At 72.8% G+C, this 16,474-nt stretch carries 17 protein-coding genes and 1 other RNA gene; 12 read left to right on the top strand and 6 right to left on the bottom strand.

Going from position 1 to position 16,474, the window contains the following annotated elements; genetic code table 11:
- The first annotated feature begins 7 nt into the window (after positions 1-7).
- The 6 genes from ftsE (at position 8) to FB380_RS00545 (ending at position 5,043) form a co-directional block, all read left to right on the top strand.
- Entirely contained in the window at positions 8-697 is a 690-nt protein-coding gene (gene ftsE, locus FB380_RS00570) for a cell division ATP-binding protein FtsE (RefSeq protein WP_166753384.1), read from the top strand.
- A 78-nt stretch (positions 698-775) separates the two neighbouring features.
- Positions 776-1,660, top strand: coding sequence for a permease-like cell division protein FtsX (gene ftsX / locus FB380_RS00565; protein ID WP_166753383.1), 885 nt, complete (start codon positions 776-778; stop codon positions 1,658-1,660).
- A gap of 83 nt (positions 1,661-1,743) precedes the next feature.
- The gene (smpB, locus tag FB380_RS00560; RefSeq protein ID WP_166753382.1) at positions 1,744-2,220 is read left to right on the top strand and encodes an SsrA-binding protein SmpB; all 477 of its coding nucleotides are present in this window, start codon (positions 1,744-1,746) and stop codon (positions 2,218-2,220) included.
- 5 nt (positions 2,221-2,225) lie between these two features.
- Complete coding sequence (locus FB380_RS00555; protein ID WP_166753381.1) at positions 2,226-3,146, top strand: NADP-dependent oxidoreductase; 921 nt, start codon at positions 2,226-2,228, stop codon at positions 3,144-3,146.
- Positions 3,143-4,036, top strand: coding sequence for an amidohydrolase family protein (locus FB380_RS00550; protein ID WP_188959566.1), 894 nt, complete (start codon positions 3,143-3,145; stop codon positions 4,034-4,036). Before FB380_RS00555 ends, FB380_RS00550 begins: the two co-directional genes overlap by 4 nt.
- An 11-nt stretch (positions 4,037-4,047) precedes the next feature.
- Positions 4,048-5,043, top strand: a complete 996-nt coding sequence (locus FB380_RS00545) for a GNAT family N-acetyltransferase (protein ID WP_166753380.1) — start codon at positions 4,048-4,050, stop codon at positions 5,041-5,043.
- A 46-nt stretch (positions 5,044-5,089) separates the two neighbouring features.
- Here FB380_RS00545 and FB380_RS00540 read toward each other — a convergent pair whose 3' ends face one another.
- Positions 5,090-6,637, bottom strand: a complete 1,548-nt coding sequence (locus FB380_RS00540; RefSeq protein ID WP_166753379.1) for an MFS transporter — start codon at positions 6,635-6,637, stop codon at positions 5,090-5,092.
- A gap of 172 nt (positions 6,638-6,809) precedes the next feature.
- Positions 6,810-7,445: a TetR family transcriptional regulator gene (locus FB380_RS00535; RefSeq protein ID WP_229682024.1), complete on the bottom strand. Its 636-nt coding sequence runs from the start codon at positions 7,443-7,445 to the stop codon at positions 6,810-6,812.
- 180 nt (positions 7,446-7,625) lie between these two features.
- On the opposite strand from FB380_RS00535, the gene FB380_RS00530 reads away from it, so the two are divergent.
- The 3 genes from FB380_RS00530 (at position 7,626) to corA (ending at position 10,857) form a co-directional block, all read left to right on the top strand.
- Positions 7,626-8,501: a glycoside hydrolase family 25 domain-containing protein gene (locus FB380_RS00530; RefSeq protein WP_166753378.1), complete on the top strand. Its 876-nt coding sequence runs from the start codon at positions 7,626-7,628 to the stop codon at positions 8,499-8,501.
- Positions 8,502-8,519: 18 nt separating this feature from the next.
- Positions 8,520-9,401 carry an SCO6745 family protein gene (locus FB380_RS00525; protein ID WP_188959565.1) on the top strand — a complete coding sequence of 294 codons (882 nt, stop codon included), beginning with the start codon at positions 8,520-8,522 and terminating at the stop codon, positions 9,399-9,401.
- A gap of 307 nt (positions 9,402-9,708) precedes the next feature.
- Positions 9,709-10,857, top strand: coding sequence for a magnesium/cobalt transporter CorA (corA, locus tag FB380_RS00520; protein ID WP_229682023.1), 1,149 nt, complete (start codon positions 9,709-9,711; stop codon positions 10,855-10,857).
- 10 nt (positions 10,858-10,867) lie between these two features.
- Here corA and FB380_RS00515 read toward each other — a convergent pair whose 3' ends face one another.
- Complete coding sequence (locus FB380_RS00515) at positions 10,868-11,773, bottom strand: dioxygenase family protein (protein ID WP_166753377.1); 906 nt, start codon at positions 11,771-11,773, stop codon at positions 10,868-10,870.
- A gap of 173 nt (positions 11,774-11,946) precedes the next feature.
- Between FB380_RS00515 and ssrA the strand changes: the two genes are divergently transcribed.
- Positions 11,947-12,322, top strand: a transfer-messenger RNA (tmRNA) gene (ssrA, locus tag FB380_RS00510).
- Between the two features lie 86 nt (positions 12,323-12,408).
- On the opposite strand, the gene FB380_RS00505 is transcribed toward ssrA, so the two are convergent.
- A complete protein-coding gene (locus FB380_RS00505; protein ID WP_166753376.1) occupies positions 12,409-12,570 on the bottom strand; it encodes a hypothetical protein in 162 nt (53 codons plus the stop codon).
- Positions 12,571-12,770: 200 nt separating this feature from the next.
- On the opposite strand from FB380_RS00505, the gene FB380_RS00500 reads away from it, so the two are divergent.
- Both FB380_RS00500 and FB380_RS00495 read left to right on the top strand, forming a co-directional pair.
- Positions 12,771-14,396, top strand: a complete 1,626-nt coding sequence (locus tag FB380_RS00500; protein ID WP_166753375.1) for a sodium-dependent transporter — start codon at positions 12,771-12,773, stop codon at positions 14,394-14,396.
- Positions 14,393-14,527 (top strand): methionine/alanine import family NSS transporter small subunit, encoded by a 135-nt coding sequence (locus FB380_RS00495; RefSeq protein ID WP_166753374.1) that lies wholly within the window; start codon positions 14,393-14,395, stop codon positions 14,525-14,527. Before FB380_RS00500 ends, FB380_RS00495 begins: the two co-directional genes overlap by 4 nt.
- A gap of 51 nt (positions 14,528-14,578) precedes the next feature.
- On the opposite strand, the gene FB380_RS00490 is transcribed toward FB380_RS00495, so the two are convergent.
- Both FB380_RS00490 and FB380_RS00485 read right to left on the bottom strand, forming a co-directional pair.
- Positions 14,579-15,271 (bottom strand): NADPH-dependent F420 reductase, encoded by a 693-nt coding sequence (locus tag FB380_RS00490; RefSeq protein WP_166753373.1) that lies wholly within the window; start codon positions 15,269-15,271, stop codon positions 14,579-14,581.
- A 97-nt stretch (positions 15,272-15,368) separates the two neighbouring features.
- On the bottom strand, positions 15,369-16,403 hold the full coding sequence (locus FB380_RS00485; protein ID WP_166753372.1) for a 5-methyltetrahydropteroyltriglutamate--homocysteine methyltransferase: 1,035 nt from the start codon (positions 16,401-16,403) through the stop codon (positions 15,369-15,371).
- Positions 16,404-16,474: the final 71 nt, after the last annotated feature.

Below are 16,474 nucleotides of genomic sequence, written 5' to 3'. Positions count from 1 at the left end.
GCACCCCGTGATCGAACTGCAACACGTCACCAAGGTGTACCCGACCAGCCCTCGGCCGGCGCTGGATGACGTCTCGATGCACATCGACAAGGGTGAGTTCGTCTTCCTCATCGGTTCGTCGGGTTCGGGCAAGTCGACCTTCCTGCGGCTGCTGCTGAAGGAGGACAGCCCCACCAAGGGCGTCATCACGGTCAACGACAAGAACCTGACCACGATGAGCAAGTGGCAGGTGCCCAAGCTCCGCCGCACGATGGGCTGCGTCTTCCAGGACTTCCGGCTGCTGCGCAACAAGACGGTCGCCGAGAACGTCGCCTTCGCCCTCGAGGTGATCAACAAGCCCCAGCGCACGATCAAGCGGGTCGTGCCCGAGGTGCTGGAGATGGTCGGCCTGGACGGCAAGGAGAACCGGCTGCCCAGCGAGCTCTCCGGCGGTGAGCAGCAGCGGGTGGCCATCGCCCGGGCGTTCGTGAACCGGCCGCTGGTGCTGCTGGCCGACGAGCCCACCGGCAACCTCGACCCCGAGACCAGCCAGGACATCATGCTGCTGCTGGAGCGGATCAACCGCACCGGCACCACCGTGGTCATGGCCACGCACGACTACCACATCGTCGACTCGATGCGGCGGCGCGTGATCGAGCTCAGCGACGGCGTCGTCAGCCGCGACCAGAGCCGCGGCGTCTACGGCGTCGGCCGCTGAGGTGGCGGCTGTGCCCGCCCGCCCGCGGAACGAGACGACGCCGAACGGCACGATGCCGAACCACATGACAGGGAACTGATGCGCGTCAACTTCGTCCTCTCCGAGGTGGCTGCCGGGCTGCGTCGGAACCTGACCATGACGGTCGCGATGATCCTGACCACCGGGATCTCGCTGGGCCTCATGGGCACCGGCCTGCTGATCGCCAACATGATCGGCGACATGCGCGAGATCTACTACGACAAGATCCAGGTCTCGATCTACCTCGCCGACGACGTCACCGACGAGCAGCGCGACTTGATCGCCGCGCAGCTGGAGTCCTCGCCCGAGGTGCAGGACTACATCTACGAGAGCCGCGCCGAGGCCTACGAGCGGTTCACCCAGCAGTTCCAGGAGCAGCCGGCGCTGATCGCCAACACCCCGGAGGACGCGCTGCCGGAGAGCTTCCGGGTCGAGCTGGTCAACCCCGAGCGGTACGAGGTCATCGCCGAGCAGTTCCCCAACGGGGCGGCCGGCATCGACGAGGTCCGCGACGAGGGCGACTTCCTGGACCGGCTGTTCAGCCTGCTCAACGGGGCGCGCAACGGCACCCTGGCGGTGGCCCTGGTGCAAGCCCTGGCCGCGTTGCTGCTGATCTCCAACACGATCCAGCTCGCGGCGTTCAACAGACGCAACGAGACCAACATCATGCGACTGGTCGGCGCCTCCCGCTGGTACACGCAGCTGCCGTTCATCCTGGAGGCGGCGCTGGCCGGGCTGATCGGTGCGCTGCTGGCCATCGGCGGCCTGGTGCTGACCAAGATCCTGTTCGTGGACAAGACGCTCGCCGGGCCGATCAAGGCGGGCATCATCCCGCCGGTCGACTGGTCGGCGATCATCGCGATCTCACCGATCATCGCCGCGGCCGGGGTCGGGCTGGCCGCTGTCGCCGCGTACGTGACGCTGCGCCTCTACGTCCGCCTGTAGCCCCCGCCGTCCGCCGGTCATGGCGCCTGCCCCGCGAGGGTCGGGCGCCATGATCGGTTGCGGCCCCTGGGTAACCTGGGGGGATGCCGCGGGAACAGGGGCGCAAGTTCATCGCCCAGAACAAGAAGGCGCGGCACGACTACTCGATCCTCGACACCTTCGAGGTGGGCCTGGTGCTCACCGGCACCGAGGTGAAGAGCCTGCGTGCCGGGCGTGCCTCGCTCGTCGACGGCTTCGCCAGCGTCGACGACGGCGAGGTGTGGCTGCAGCACGTGCACATCCCCGAGTACACCGAGGGCACGTGGACCAACCACGCCCCGCGCCGCAAGCGCAAGGTGCTCATGCACCGCGCCGAGATCGAGAAGCTGATCGGCAAGACCAAGGAGGGCGGGCTCACGCTCGTCCCGCTGGACCTGTACTTCAAGGACGGCAAGGTCAAGGCCACCCTCGCGCTCGCGAAGGGCAAGAAGAGCTACGACAAGCGCCAGGACCTGGCCGAGCGTGACTCCCGCCGGGAGATGGAACGCGCCTTCGGTCGCTACGTGAAGGGACGGCGCTGACCTCCATGCGCGGCATCGCCTACGACCGGTTCGGCGACGAGTCGGTCCTGCAGTTGCGCGACGACCTGCCCGAGCCCCCGGTGGGGCCGGACACGGTGCTGGTCCGCACCCGCGCGGCCGGGGTCAACCCGGTCGACATGGGCATCCGGGCCGGCGGTCTGGCCGGCGCGTTCCCGCACCACTTCCCGATCGTGCCCGGCTGGGACCTCGCCGGCGTGGTGGAGCAGGTCGGGCCGGCGGTGGTCGACTTCGCCCCCGGTGACGAGGTCTTCGGCTACCTGCGCCGGGACGACGTCCAGTGGGGGACGGCGGCCGAGCTGGTCCCCGCCCCGCAGCGGTGCATCGCGCACAAGCCCGACTCGCTCGGGTTCACCGAGGCCGCCGCGCTGCCGCTCGCCGGGCTGACCGCCTACCAGGCGCTGACCGAGGCCCTCGAGGTCGGCGAGGGCGACCGGGTGCTCGTGCACCGGGCCGCCGGCGGGGTCGGCTTCTTCGCGGTGCAGATCGCCGCCGCGCTCGGCGCGCACGTCATCGGCACCGCCAGCCCGCGCAACCACGGATTCCTCACCGACGCCGGCGCCGCCGAGGTGCTGGACTACAACGCCGGGCCGATCTCCGGGCAGCTGTCCGAGCCGGTCGACGCCGTCCTGGACCTGGTCGGTGGGCCGGCGCTGGGCGATGCCCCCGACCAGGTGCGCGACCCGAAGCGGATCGTCAGCGTCGTCGACCCGGTGGTGCGCGAGCTCGGCGGCCGGTACGTCTTCGTCCGCCCCGAACGGCACGACCTGGAGGAGCTCGGCCGGATGGCCGACGCCGGGCAGCTGCGGGTGGCGATCGCCAAGGCGTTCCCGCTGGCCCAGACCGCCGACGCGCAGCGGCTGGTGGCCGAGGGGCACGTCCGCGGCAAGGTCGTCGTCACGCTGTGACGGTCGGCCCGCCGATCTCGGACGACGACGTCCCGAGGTGGTGGCGGGAGCTGGGGCTGCCCGGGCTGGTCGACGTGCACGTGCACTTCCTGCCGGAACGGGTGCAGGCGAAGGTCTGGCAGTACTTCGCCGACGCGGAGACGCACTACGGCCGGCCCTGGCCGATCACCTACGCGCTGCCGGTCGAGGAGCGGCTGGCGGTGCTCGCGGCGCTCGGCGTCCGCGCCTTCCCGACGCTGCCCTACCCGCACCGGCCGGGGATGGCCGCCTGGCTCAACGACGAGGCGGCCGCGTTCGCCCGGGACCGCCCGGCCGTGCTCCAGTCGGCCACCTTCTACCCCGAGCCGACGGCAGCGGCCTACGTCGCCGACGCGCTGGCGGCGGGCGCGCGGGTCTTCAAGGTGCACGTGCAGGTCGGCCGCTTCGACCCGCGCGACCGGTTGCTGGACGCCGTGTGGGCCCGGCTGGAGGAGACCGGCACCCCGGTGGTCATCCACTGCGGGTCCGGTCCGCTGCGCGGGGAGCACACCGGGCCGGCGCCGATGGCCGGGCTGCTGGAGCGCCACCCACGGCTGCAGCTGGTCATCGCGCACCTGGGCATGCCGGAGTACGCGGCCTTCCTGGACCTCGCCGAGCGGTACGAGCGGGTGCACCTGGACACCACGATGTTCGCCACCGACTTCACCGAGGGGCTGATGCCCTTCGACCGGGCGCTGCTGCCCCGGCTGGCCGCGCTGCGGGACAAGGTGGTGCTCGGCAGCGACTTCCCGGCGATCCCGTACCCCTACGCCCACCAGCTGGCCGCGCTGCACCGGCTGGACCTGGGTCAGGAGTGGCTGCGGGCGGTGCTCTGGCACAACGGTGCACGGCTGTTCGGGGTGACCCCCTAACCTCGATCACCGTGACCCCTGCACCGCTGACCCTGCCCGACGGCTTCTCCGCCCGCCCGATCCGCCCCGACGACGTCGTCGCCGTGGCCGAGCTGCTCGCCGTGGCCGAGGCGGTCGACGACACCGGCGTGCACGAGTCGCCCGAGGACCTCGCGGGGTGGTTCGTCAACGAGCTGGTCGACCTGGAGCAGGACACCCGGCTGGTGAGCGCGGCGGACGGCACCGTCGTCGGCTACGCCAGCACGATCGCCCCGCCCACGTTCCGGGACGCCTACGGCGTGCACCTGGAGGGGCGGGTGCTGCCGAAGTGGCGGGGTCGCGGCATCGGCCGGGCGCTGCTGGCCTGGCAGCTGGCGCGCGGTGCGGAGCTGCACGCCGAGCGGCACCCGGGGTCGCCGGCCCGGCTGACCGCCACCGTCTACACGACGATGCCCTCGCTGGAGGCCATGGTGCGCCGGGCCGGGCTGGAGCAGGTCCGCTGGTTCTTCCACATGGAGCGGCCGCTCACCGACCTGCCCCCGCGGCGCACGCTCGACGGGATCGACCTGGTGCCCTTCACCTGGGACCGCGACGAACAGGTCCGGCTGGCGCACAACGCCGCCTTCACCGAGCACTACGGCTCCAGTGAGCGCGACGTCGCGTCCTGGCAGGTCATGTTCACCGGCCAGCGCTCGTTCCGCCCGGACCTGTCCGTGCTGGCCGTCGAGGACGGCGAGGTGCTCGGCTACGCGCTGGCCTACGTGTCGGAGGCGACCGCGGCGGCCACCGGCTCCCGGGAGAGCTACTTCGGCCAGATCGGCGTCGTCCCGGCCGCCCGCGGGCGGGGGGTCTCCAAGGCCGTGATCATCGAGGCGATGCACGCCGCCGCGGTGCAGGACTGCCAGACGTCCGGGCTGGAGGTCGACAGCGAGAACGTCACCGGCGCGCTGGGGCTGTACGAGAGCCTCGGCTTCGCCACCGCCCGCACTCAGGTCTCCTGGTCCCGGCGGCTGGACCCGCTCCGCTGACGCACCGGAGGGGCCGACGCCGCGACGTCGGCCCCTCCGCCGCGGATCAGGCGGCCAGCGCCATCTCGGCGGGCAGGTCGTCCTTCTTCGCCCGGATCAGCACCACGCTGATGACCAGGGCCACCGCCAGGAACACCGCGGCCCAGACGAACGCCACGTGGTAGCCGTGCACGAACGCCGCACCCGGGGCCGAGCCCGGGTTGTCGGCGAGGTAGCCGGTGACGGCCGAGGCGTAGAAGGTGTTCAGCAGGGCCAGGCCCAGCGAGCCGCCGACCTGCTGGCTGGTGTTCAGCACCGCCGAGGCGATGCCGGCGTCGTGGCTCTCCACCCCGACCAGCGCGGTGCTGGACGCCGGGACGAACACCGCCGCCATGCCGAGGCTGATCGCCAGCTCGGCCGGCAGCACCTCGGTGACGTAGGAGCTGGTCTCACCGATGCCGGTCAGCCAGAGCATGCCGACCGCGGCGAGCAGCAGCCCACCGATGATCAGCGGCCGCGGGCCGACCCGGGGGAGGACCTGGGAGACGATGCCGGCGCCCAGGATGATCCCGCCGCTGAAGGGCAGGAAGGCGAACCCGGACTCCAGCGGGCTGTAGCCCAGGGTCTGCTGGAAGTAGAAGGTCAGGAACAGGAAGATCGCGAAGATCCCGGCCCCCACCAGCAGGAAGACCAGGTACGAGCCGCCCCGGTTGCGGTCCAGGACCACGCGCAGCGGCAGCAGCGGGTGGCTGGCCCGCCGCTCGTAGAGCACGAAGGACACCAGCAGGACGGCGGCGGCGGCCAGCAGGCCCAGGGTGACCGGGTCCGTCCAGCCCACGCCCTCCTCGGCGGCCTTGCTAAAGCCGTAGACCAGGCTGACCAGCCCGGCGGTCGACAGCAGCACGCCCGGGACGTCGTACCGACGGTCGCCCTCGGCGCGGCTCTCCGTGATCAGGCCGATCGCGAAGACGGCGGTGACCAGCGCGATCGGCACGTTGACGCCCAGCGTCCAGCGCCACGAGGCGTACTCGGTGAGCACGCCGCCGAGGATCAGCCCGATCGCGGCGCCACCGCCGGAGATCGCGCCGAAGACGCCGAAGGCGCGGGCCCGCTCCTTGGGGTCGGTGAAGGTCACGGCCAGCAGCGACAGCGCGGCTGGTGCGAGCAGCGCGGCGAACCCGCCCTGCAGGGCGCGGGCGGCGAACAGCAGCTCCTGGTTGGGGGCCAGGCCGCCCAGCGCGGAGGCGCCGGCGAAGCCGGCCAGGCCGATCAGGAAGGCGCGCTTGCGGCCGATGAAGTCCGCGACCCGCCCGCCGAGCAGCAGGAGCCCGCCGAAGGCGAGCGTGTAGGCGGTGACGACCCACTGGATGTTGGCTGCCGTGATGCCGAGGTCGATCCCGGCGTCGGGCAGGGCGATGTTCACGATGGAGGCGTCCAGCACGACCATCAGCTGGGCGACGGCGATGACGGCGAGGGCCAGCCAGCGCCGCGGGTCGGGGCCGACGTCCGGCACGGTCGGGGGCAGCGCGGAGGTGATCGGTGCGGCGGGTGCCGCGGCCGCCGGTGGCGGCAGGTCGGGGACCCCGGGCGGGGTCGTCGTGCTGTCTGCGGGCATGGCGGAGCCGTCCTTCCTGCGCAGCGCGCAGTGACGAGAGAGCGGTGAGAGGGGGCGCGGCCGGCGACGGTGCGCGGTCGTGTCGACGTCATGACGAGTCGAACGGCACGGCCGTGACAGCGCGGTCGTGACGGTGGAGACGGGTGGTCGGCGTCCGTGCCGACCGAGGGGATCAGCTCACGGGGTGGGCGAGTCCTGCGCCGGCCCAGCGCAGGCAGGTCCGCACCAGCTCCAGGAGCTCGTCGAAGGAGTCGTCGGGGTCCCAGACCTCGACCGCGGTCATGAACGCGGCCAGGGCGGTGTTGAAGACCAGGGCGGTCCGGAGCTCGTCGCCGTCGGGGAGGCGGCGGGAGATCCAGGCGCGGAGGTCGGGCGCGAAGCTGTCACAGCTTCCGCGCGCGGAGTTCGCCAGGCCCGGACACTCCTGGACCAGCCGCTTCTGCACCGGCAGCCAGTCGGGGAGCAGGCGGGCGACGTCGACGAACAGGTCGGTCAGCGCATCCCACAGCGGGCGGTCGTCCACGACGTCGTCCTCGAGGAGGCTGCGCCACCGCTGCAGTTCCAGCGGGTCGAACTCGAAGGCGACGGCTTCCTTGCTGGGGAAGTAGCTGAAGAAGGTGGTGCGTGAGACGCCGGCTTCGGCGGCGATGTCCTCCACGCTGACGGCGTCGAACCCGCGCTCGCTGATCAGGCGCAGCGCGGCGGAACGGATGGTGCGCCAGGCGGCGAGCTTCTTGCGCTCCCGCAGCCCCATGACGACGTCCACGGGGCAGCGCGGGGCGCTCGCTGCCTTCGCCGACCTCGCCATGGGGAGAACCTAGACCGAAACCTGAACTCAGTACAAGTTCTTACTGCGTCCGACTTCGTCCCGTCCGCTGACCGGGTGACGGGGCCGGTCCCGACCCGGGTCGTCGGGCGACGCGCCGACCCGGCAGCCATGTCGGCGAGCACCGCCGCGAGGGTGCCGCGAGCGCGTACCGTGGTCGTGATGCGGAGCACACGGCGCGCGGCCCTCACGCTGGCGGGTGCGCTGGGCGTGCTCGCGGTCGCGTCGCCGGCCGCCGCCGAGCAGCCCGCGCCGTCCACCGTCGGCTACGACGTCTCCTACCCGCAGTGCGACACCGAGCTGCCCGATGACGCCGCCTACGCCGTCATCGGGGTCAACGGCGGCATCGCGACCACGGAGAACCCCTGCCTCGCCGAGCAGTGGGAGTGGGCGCACGACTCCTCGGGTGCGGAGCCGGCCCAGCCGCGGGCCCAGCTGTACGTGAACACCGCCAACCCCGGCGAGGTGCGCCAGCAGGTGAGCACCTGGCCGCGGTCGGGAGCCACCCGGTACGGCGTCTGCGACGGGGACAACAGTGCGGCCTGCTCCTACGAGTACGGCGTCGACCGGGCCGAGGACGACGTGGAGATGGTGCTCGACACCCTCGGTGACCTGCCCGGCGACGCCGCCGTGACGGAGGACGACCTCGAGGGCCTGCGCTGGTGGCTGGACGTCGAGACGATGAACACCTGGCAGACCGACGGCGCCGCGGCGCAGCGGAACAACCGGGCCACGCTGGAGGGGATGACCGACCACCTCGAGTCGGTCGGCGGCCGGGTCGGGCTCTACTCGACCGGCTACCAGTGGGGCGAGATCGTCGGCGACGTGCCCGCGTGGAGCAGCCTGCACGGTCTGGACAGCTGGCTGGCCGGCGCCCGCAGCCTCCCCGGCGCGATCGCCAACTGCGCCGACGCCCCGCTCGTCGACGGCGGCCGGGTCGTGCTCACCCAGTACGTCGAGGACGACCTGGACCACAACCACTCCTGCGTCGAGTCCGTCCGCTGGCCCGGGTCGGCTCCCTCGGGGCCGCGCGGCTGAGTGGCTAGGGTGCGCGCCATGGTCAGCGTCGATCAGCCCGCCGTCCCGCTCGCCCCCGACCTCCGCCTGGTCGCCCGCACCCACCGGCGGCTGGAGCCGCTGCACTCGCACGTCTACTTCGCGCCGGAGACCGACGAGCACCTGGCCGCCGCCGGCCTGCGCCCGGGCCGGATGGTCTACTTCGCCGGCCGCGCGGCGGCGATGGGCGCGGTCGGCCCGGGGGTCGTGACGGCCACCTTCGCCAACTTCGCCCCGGCGATCGTCGCCCGGCACCTGCCCCGCGCGTGGACGCTCGCCACCCCGGACCAGGTCCTCGCCGCCCGCACCGCGGCCGCGCGCGCCTCCCTCACCCGGCTCCTCGACGGCGCCGACGGGAGCAGTCTCGAGGAGCTCGCCGCGCTCCTGCGGGAGGCGTGCTCCGTGCTGACGCCGGAGGCCCGGCCGCTGTTCGCCGCGCACGCCGACCTGTCCTGGCCGGACGAGCCGGTGCTGCAGGTCTGGCACGGTGTCACGCTGCTGCGGGAGCACCGTGGCGACGGGCACGTGCTCAGCGTGGTCCGGCACGGGCTGACCGGGCTGGAGGCGCTGGTCACCCACACGCTCACCGGCCGCGGGTTCACCCGGCAGGCCGCCCAGGCGACCCGGGGCTGGTCCGACGAGGAGTGGACGGCGGCGCTGGACCGGCTCGCCGAGCGCGGCCTCGTCGCCGACGGCGCGCTCACCGAGGCCGGTCAGCAGCTGCGGGCGTCGGTCGAGCAGGAGACCGACGCGCTGTCGGCGACCCCGTTCGTGCACCTGGGCGTCGAGCGCACCGAGCGGGTCGCCGCGCTCGCCGGTGACCTGACCGGCCGGCTGCTGGGCAACGGGGCCTTCCCGCCCGGGGTGCTGTCCCGGTCGTGACCGGCGCCCGGCGGCCCGACGCCGACAGCGACGGCCCGGTCGCGGGGACGATCAACGCCGGCTGACCCGTTCACCCCTGGTGGGGCGACCGGGGTGACCCGGAGCGGCGCGGCGTGTCACGATGGACGACGGCCGCGTGACGGGCGCCGGCCCCGGGGAGACGGGAGGTGCTGGGCCGTGCGATCGGAGCCTCCCAGTCACAGTCCCGAGGTCCCCTCCCGCTGACGCCCCCGGTCGCCTGACCCGGGCGGGCACGCGCACGGGGACCTCCCGCGCCCACCGTCCCCGCGTCTCCCGGGAGCCCACCGTGGCCGATCGTCGTCTCGCCCCCCGCACCGCCCTGTCCACCCTCACCCGCCGGCCGCGCGCCGTCCTCGTGCCCCCGCGGCCGGTCGACCCGTCGGTGTCGGGGGCCACCGCAGCCCCGCGGCGCTCGCGGATGGTCGACAACGCGGTCTACGCCGGCGGACGGCGGATCGCCACGCCCGACTCGACGGCGGAGAGCCACGAGTGGCTGACCGAGGGCTTCGACGACCGGATGGTCTGGCTGGGGCTCTACCGCCCGGAGCCGGCCGAGCTGGGTGAGCTGGCCGAGCAGTACGACCTGCCCGACCTCGCGGTCGAGGACGCCATCCACGCCCACCAGCGGCCCAAGTTCGAGCGCTACGGGGACACGCTGTTCGTCGTCCTCAAGGCCGCCCGCTACCTGGACGAGGCCGAGGAGGTGGAGTTCGGCGAGCTGCACCTGTTCCTCGGCAAGGACTTCGCCATCACCGTGCGGCACGCCGAGTCACCGGACCTGGCCCGGGTGCGCCGGCGGCTGGAGAGCTCCCCGGAGCTGCTGGCCCGCGGCACGGAGGCGGTGCTGTACGCGATCCTGGACGCCGTCGTCGACGGGTACGCCCCGGTCGTCGCCGGGCTGGACAAGGACATCGACGAGATCGAGGTCGAGGTGTTCCGCGGCGACCCGCAGGTGTCGCGGCGCATCTACGAGCTGTCCCAGGAGGTCGTGGACTTCCAGCGGGCGGTCCAGCCGCTGACCGGCATCCTCGCCGCGATCACCGCCGGGTTCGAGAAGTACGGCGTCGACGAGGAGCTGCGCAGCCACCTGCGGGACGTCGCCGACCACGTCACCCAGATCACCGAGCGGGTCGAGGGCTTCCGGCTGCAGCTGCGCGACATCCTCACGGTGAACGCCACGCTGGTCGCCCAGCGCCAGAACGAGGAGATGAAGACCCTCACCGAGACCAGCCTCGCCCAGGGCGAGGAGGTCAAGAAGATCTCCGCGTGGGCGGCCATCCTCTTCGCCCCCAGCCTGGTGGGCGGGGTCTACGGGATGAACTTCGACCACATGCCGGAGCTCGAGTGGGCCTACGGCTACCCGTTCGCCGTCGTGCTGATGTTCTCGGTCAGCCTGACGCTGTACGTCATCTTCAAGCGCCGCGACTGGATCTGACGGACCCCGGTCACGGCGACGGCGTCCCGGCCGGCTCCACCACGAGGTCGATGACGGCGAGCCGGAACGGGTTCGCGGTGCCGAACCGCGCGGCCTGCTCGGCGTCGTCGACGGGGGCGAAGTCGCGGATCAGGCTGCGCTTGACCGCGAAGACCGCGTCGGCGTCCAGGTAGGGGCTGCCGTCGACGAAGACGTGCGTGGTCACCGGCACGAACCCCGGCGCCTCGGCGATGAAGTGGACGTGCGCCGGCCGGAACGGCGGCCGGGCGGTCGCGGTGAGCAGCTCGCCGACCGGGCCGTCCGTGGGGATCGGGTAGTGCGCCGGCACCGTGGTGCGGAACCAGAACCGGCCCTCCTCGTCGGTGGTGAACAGGCCGCGGCCGTTGCCCGCCGGCTGCACGTCGGGCTGCTGGACGTCGTAGAAGCCGTTCTCGTCGGCCTGCCACACGTCCACGCTCGCCCCCGGCACCGGTTCGCCGGAGACCGACAGCACCCGGCCGGTGACGACGCACGGCTGGTGACCGCCCACCTCGTCGATCGAGTCGCCGTTGCGGCGGGGTGGCGAGGCGGTCATGTGGAAGGGCCCGAGGACGGTCGCCTCGGTCGCCCCGCCGACCTTGCGGTGGTTGATGTTCTCCACCAGGGAGGAGACCCCGAGGACGTCGGAGAGCAGCACGAACTCCTGCCGCACGTCGTCGCACGTCTGCCCGGTGCGGGTGAGGAAGTCGATGGCGTGCTCCCACTCGCCGATCGTCGGTTCCACCTCCCGGATCGCGGTGTGCAGCCCGCGCACGAGCGCGCCCAGCACCTCGCGCAGCCGCGCGTCCGGCGTCGCGGCGAAGCTGGCGACGACGGCGTCGGTGATCGTGTGCTCGTCGATGTCGGCGATGACGTCGTCGGTCGGCGCGTCGGTCATGCGCTGCTCCCTGGCTGGTCGGGCGGGACGACGGGCAGCAGGGGCGCCGACGGCCCTCGGTGACGTGGCGGACGGTGTGCAGTGTCGTCCGCGGACGCGGCTCGCGCCGAGGCGCGCGCTCGGGGGAACAACTCCGGGGCGGGTGCCGTTATGCTGGCCGTACAACTACACAGGGGGGCGATTGGTCTCGACTGCGGTCGTTTGACCAGGGGAAGCGAGCCGAGGAAGGCAACGATGATCTCGTTAACCATCCGTTGCAAAACACACAAGCGCCGATTCCAATCAGCGCGACTTCGCTCTCGCTGCCTGACGGCAGCTAGGCGAGTCTGTCAGCCCGGGTTCGTCATCGGCCCGGATCCTGGCATCAGCTAGATGACTCACCGCACGCATCGGTCGCGGTTGCGTGTGGGACACCAAACAGCGACTGGGCCCGTCATCCTGACTCGTTCGTGAGATCAGGAGGGCCGAGCAGAGGCAGAGCGAACTGCGCTCGGAGAAGCCCTGGTGATGCGTCGCAGGACGCGGGTTCGATTCCCGCCGCCTCCACCAGCACCCACCCCCCGCACCACGACGAACCGCCCCGGACCGCCAGGTCCGGGGCGGTTCGTCGTGCAGAGGGGTCGGTCGGCCGGACGTCAGCCGGGGAAGACCCACGGCGCGCTGCCGAACGGGCTGCCGGTGCGCTTCCCGCACCGACGGCAGATCTTGTCCTCCGACCTCGCGGGCCGATCGCCCTCCGGGTGTCGCTGGACCCAGGCGTGGAACCCGAAGCGGCACCGCAGTGGCTTCCGGGTCATGGGACGACGGTAGGAGTCCCGGATCCCGCCGGGAAGGGCGTCCGCAGCGCCGCGTCGGCCCGCTCGTGCGCGGGTGCCGACGTCGCGGTCGACGGGTGCCCGCCCGACCTCACCTCCTGAGATCATCTCCCCGACGGCCGCGATGTGGACCGGTGCGCCAGGAGCCCGCCGGTCCGGTGGGCGACGACACGGGAGGTCGGATGAGCACGACGGCAGGGGAGGCCATGGGGCAGCCCGACGAGGAGCAGCGGCGCGGCGGGTTCAGCTCCCGGCGCGTGTTCATCCTGGCGGCGATCGGGTCGGCCGTCGGGCTCGGCAACATCTGGCGGTTCCCCTACGTCGCCTACGAGAACGGCGGCGGCGCCTTCCTGCTGCCCTACCTGATCGCGCTGCTGACCGCCGGCCTGCCCTTCCTGCTGCTGGACTACGCGATCGGCCACCGGCACCGCGGTTCGGCGCCGCTCTCCTTCGCCCGGCTGCGCCGCGGCACCGAGGGGCTCGGCTGGTGGCAGGTGGGCATCTGCTTCGTCATCGCCGTCTACTACGCCGCGGTGATCGCGTGGGCGCTGCGGTACACCTTCTTCTCCCTCGACCTGGCCTGGGGCGACGACCCCGAGGGGTTCTTCTTCGGCGAGTTCCTCCAGGCCGGCGACGTCCGGGTCACTGCGGACGTCGTTCCCGGGGTGCTCTGGCCCCTCGCGCTGGTCTGGCTGGTCGTCCTGGTGGTCATGGCCCTCGGCGTCCAGCGCGGCATCGGCCTGACCTCGCTGCTCTTCATCCCGGTGCTGGTGCTCGCCTTCGTCGCCCTCGTGGTGCAGGCGCTGCTGCTGCCGGGGGCGGGGGCCGGGCTCGACGCCCTCTTCGCGCCCGACTGGTCGGCGCTCACCGCGCCCTCGGTCTGGGCCGCCGCGTTCGGCCAGATCTTCTTCTCGCTGTCGGTCGGCTTCGGCATCATGATCACCTACGCCTCCTACGTCCGTCGCCGCGAGGACATGGTCGGCTCCGGCCTCGTCGTGGGCTTCTCCAACTCCGGCTTCGAGCTGCTCGCCGGCATCGGGGTGTTCGCCGCCCTGGGGTTCATGGCCCAGGCCAACGGGGTCGCGGTCGACGAGGTCGCCAGCGGTGGGATCGGGCTGGCCTTCATCGCCTTCCCGGCGATCATCAGCGAGGCCCCGGCCGGCGCCCTCCTCGGCGTCCTGTTCTTCGGGGCGCTGGTCATCGCCGGCATCACCTCGCTGATCAGCGTGATCGAGGTGGTGATCTCCGCGGTCCGCGACAAGCTCGACACCGGCCGGCTCACCGCGACCCTCGCCGTCGGCGTCCCCGCGGCGGTGCTGAGCCTGGTGCTGTTCAGCACGACGAGCGGCGTCTACGTGCTCGACGTCGTCGACCACTTCGTCAACCAGTACGGCATCCTCGTCGTGGCGCTGGTCAGCATGCTGGTCGTCGCCTGGGTGGTGCGGGCCCTGCCCGTCCTCGGCGGGCACCTCAACGTCCACGGCCGGCCTCGGCTCGGCACCGGCTGGCGGCTGCTGACCAGCGTCGTCGCCCCGGTCGGCCTGGCCGTCGTGCTCGTCCTCGCCCTGCGGGACGACCTCACCGCGCCCTACGAGGACTACCCGACCTGGCTGCTCCTGGCGCTCGGCTGGGCGCTGGTCGCGGTGCTGCCGCTCCTCGGCTTCCTCCTCGCCCGGCTGCCGTGGCGCGCCGGGACCCACCTGGACGGACCGCCACCCGGTGCCGATCCGGCGGCGCCGCTGCACGCGGCCTCGACGACGGCCCCGGCCCCGCACGACCGCCCGCTGGACGAGGGAGGACCCCGATGAGCACCGCCGCGATCGTGATGATGGTGGTGGCGATGGTCGTGCTCTGGGGCGGCCTCGCCCTGGCCGTCGCCAGCCTGGTGCACCACGGCGCCGTCGAGGACCGCACCGAGGGCCCGCACCGGAACGGCTGACCGCGGTGCGCGGAGAGGCGGCAGCGTGCTGCCTCCCCGCGCGCCGGACCGTCACATGTCGCGGTAGCGGCGCGCCGCGGCGAGCAGCTCGACCAGCGTCGCCCGGGTGACCTGGCGCCCCGGCACCTCCGGGAAGCCCTCGCCGGGCACGGCGTAGGGCGTGACGTAGGCCGCGGTGTCGCGCTGGAAGCGCCAGCCCTCCGCGAGCGGGCCGACGTCGTGGGCGTCGTACCCGATCGAGTCGAGGAACGCCGCCACCGCCTGCTTGGCCGTCTCGTCGTCCCCGGCGATGGGCAGCACGGAGCGCTCCGGGTCGCCCGCGGGCCGCTGCAGCGTGCCGAGCTGGGTGACGTAGATGGAGTTGAACGCCTTCACCACCCGCGACTCCGGCAGGTGCGCCTGGAGCAGCTCGCTGGTGGTCGTCGACTCGTCGTCCAGCTCGGGGAAGTGCCCGTCGCGCTCGGGGTAGTAGTTGTCGGTGTCGATCACGACCTTGCCGCGCAGCGGTTCGACCGGCACCTGGCGGTAGGCCTTGAGCGGCACGGTCACCACGACGAGGTCGCCGGCCGCCGCGGCCTCGGCGGGGGTGGCCGCCCGGGCGCGCGGGCCGAGCCGGTCGACGAGGTCGGTGAGCGTCTCCGGTCCCCGGCTGTTGCTGAGGACGACGTCGTGGCCGGCGTCGACCGCCAGCCGGGCGACGGTGCTGCCGATGTTGCCGCTGCCGATGAGTCCGATGGTGGTCATGTCGGCGGCAAGCCCTCCGCCTCTGGGGTCATTCCCGGTCGGCGGGGGACAGCGGAGGCGGGGTGCCGGCCGGGGGAGACCGGACGGCACCCCGACCTCAGAGCTCGGCGCGCAGCAGCTGCGCGGCGCGGGCCAGGGAACGCATCTTCCCCGCCGCCGACTCCCGCGGCAGGTACTTCAGCCCGCAGTCGCTGGACAGCACGAGGCGGTCGACGTCCACGTGGTCCAGCGCGCGGCGAACCCGGTCGGCGACCGTCTCCGGGGTCTCCACCTCCGGCGTGGCGAGGTCGAGCACGCCGAGCGCGACGCCCGTGCCGCGCAGCGGGCGCAGGGTGGCCGGGTCCAGGTGCGACTGCGCCGTCTCGACGGAGACGGCGGCGGCCGGGACGTCGGCCAGCTGCGGCAGCACCGAGTAGCCCTCGGGCCGGTCAGCGACCATCGCCGCGTAGCCGAAGCAGACGTGCACGTGCACCGGTCCGGGTGCGTCGGCCAGGGCTGCGGTGAGCACCTCGACGCCGTACCGGCGGGCCACCTCGGGCCGGGCCTGCAGCCAGGGCTCGTCCAGCTGCACGATGTCGGCGCCGGCGGCGAACAGGTCGGCGATCTCCGCCCGCACGGCCTCGGCGTAGGCCAGCGCCAGGGCGCGGTCGTCGCCGTAGTGGTCGTCCTGCGCCTGCTGCGCCATGGTGAACGGACCGGGCACGGTGATCTTCACGGCCCGGTCGGTGTGGGCGCGCAGGAACCGCACGTCGCCCGCCTGCACCGCGGCCGGCCGGCGGATCTCACCGACCACTCGGGGGGCCGGGATGTCGATGCCCGAGCGGTTGCGCACCGACCCGGGGTGGTCCAGGTCCAGCCCCTCGAGCGCGGTGGCGAAGTGGTTGGAGTAGGACTCACGCCGGATCTCGCCGTCGCCGATGATGTCCAGCCCGGCCTCCTCCTGCACCCGGATGGTGGCCAGCGTGGCGTCGTCCTGGGCCTCCTGGAGGAACTCCGGCGGCACCCGCCACAGCTCCCGGGCCCGGACCCGGGGCGGGAACTGGTGCCCGAGTCGGTCGCGGTCGATCAGCCAGTCGGGCTGGGGCAGGCTGCCGACGACGGTCGTGGGCAGCGGCGGGAGCGGGGCTGGCATCTGTTCCTCCTGAGGACGCGGACGCCCCGATCCTCCACGCCGCGCGGAACGCGTCCGGGGCTGGCTCCCCG

The organism is Modestobacter marinus, assembly GCF_011758655.1.
GTDB lineage: Bacteria > Actinomycetota > Actinomycetes > Mycobacteriales > Geodermatophilaceae > Modestobacter > Modestobacter marinus.
The sequence above is the reverse complement of the archived record's forward strand: the minus strand, read 5'-3'. Positions and strand labels throughout refer to the sequence as shown.

Excerpts from the sequence above, each read along its gene's own strand:
- ftsX (WP_166753383.1), top strand. The coding sequence starts at position 776 with ATGCGCGTCAACTTCGTCCTCTCCGAGGTGGCTGCCGGGCTGCGTCGG.
- smpB (WP_166753382.1), top strand. The coding sequence starts at position 1,744 with ATGCCGCGGGAACAGGGGCGCAAGTTCATCGCCCAGAACAAGAAGGCG.
- FB380_RS00555 (WP_166753381.1), top strand. The coding sequence starts at position 2,226 with ATGCGCGGCATCGCCTACGACCGGTTCGGCGACGAGTCGGTCCTGCAG.
- FB380_RS00540 (WP_166753379.1), bottom strand. The coding sequence starts at position 6,637 with ATGCCCGCAGACAGCACGACGACCCCGCCCGGGGTCCCCGACCTGCCG.
- FB380_RS00535 (WP_229682024.1), bottom strand. The coding sequence starts at position 7,445 with ATGGCGAGGTCGGCGAAGGCAGCGAGCGCCCCGCGCTGCCCCGTGGAC.
- FB380_RS00530 (WP_166753378.1), top strand. The coding sequence starts at position 7,626 with ATGCGGAGCACACGGCGCGCGGCCCTCACGCTGGCGGGTGCGCTGGGC.
- FB380_RS00525 (WP_188959565.1), top strand. The coding sequence starts at position 8,520 with ATGGTCAGCGTCGATCAGCCCGCCGTCCCGCTCGCCCCCGACCTCCGC.
- FB380_RS00515 (WP_166753377.1), bottom strand. The coding sequence starts at position 11,773 with ATGACCGACGCGCCGACCGACGACGTCATCGCCGACATCGACGAGCAC.
- FB380_RS00505 (WP_166753376.1), bottom strand. The coding sequence starts at position 12,570 with ATGACCCGGAAGCCACTGCGGTGCCGCTTCGGGTTCCACGCCTGGGTC.
- FB380_RS00500 (WP_166753375.1), top strand. The coding sequence starts at position 12,771 with ATGAGCACGACGGCAGGGGAGGCCATGGGGCAGCCCGACGAGGAGCAG.
- FB380_RS00495 (WP_166753374.1), top strand. The coding sequence starts at position 14,393 with ATGAGCACCGCCGCGATCGTGATGATGGTGGTGGCGATGGTCGTGCTC.
- FB380_RS00490 (WP_166753373.1), bottom strand. The coding sequence starts at position 15,271 with ATGACCACCATCGGACTCATCGGCAGCGGCAACATCGGCAGCACCGTC.
- FB380_RS00485 (WP_166753372.1), bottom strand. The coding sequence starts at position 16,403 with ATGCCAGCCCCGCTCCCGCCGCTGCCCACGACCGTCGTCGGCAGCCTG.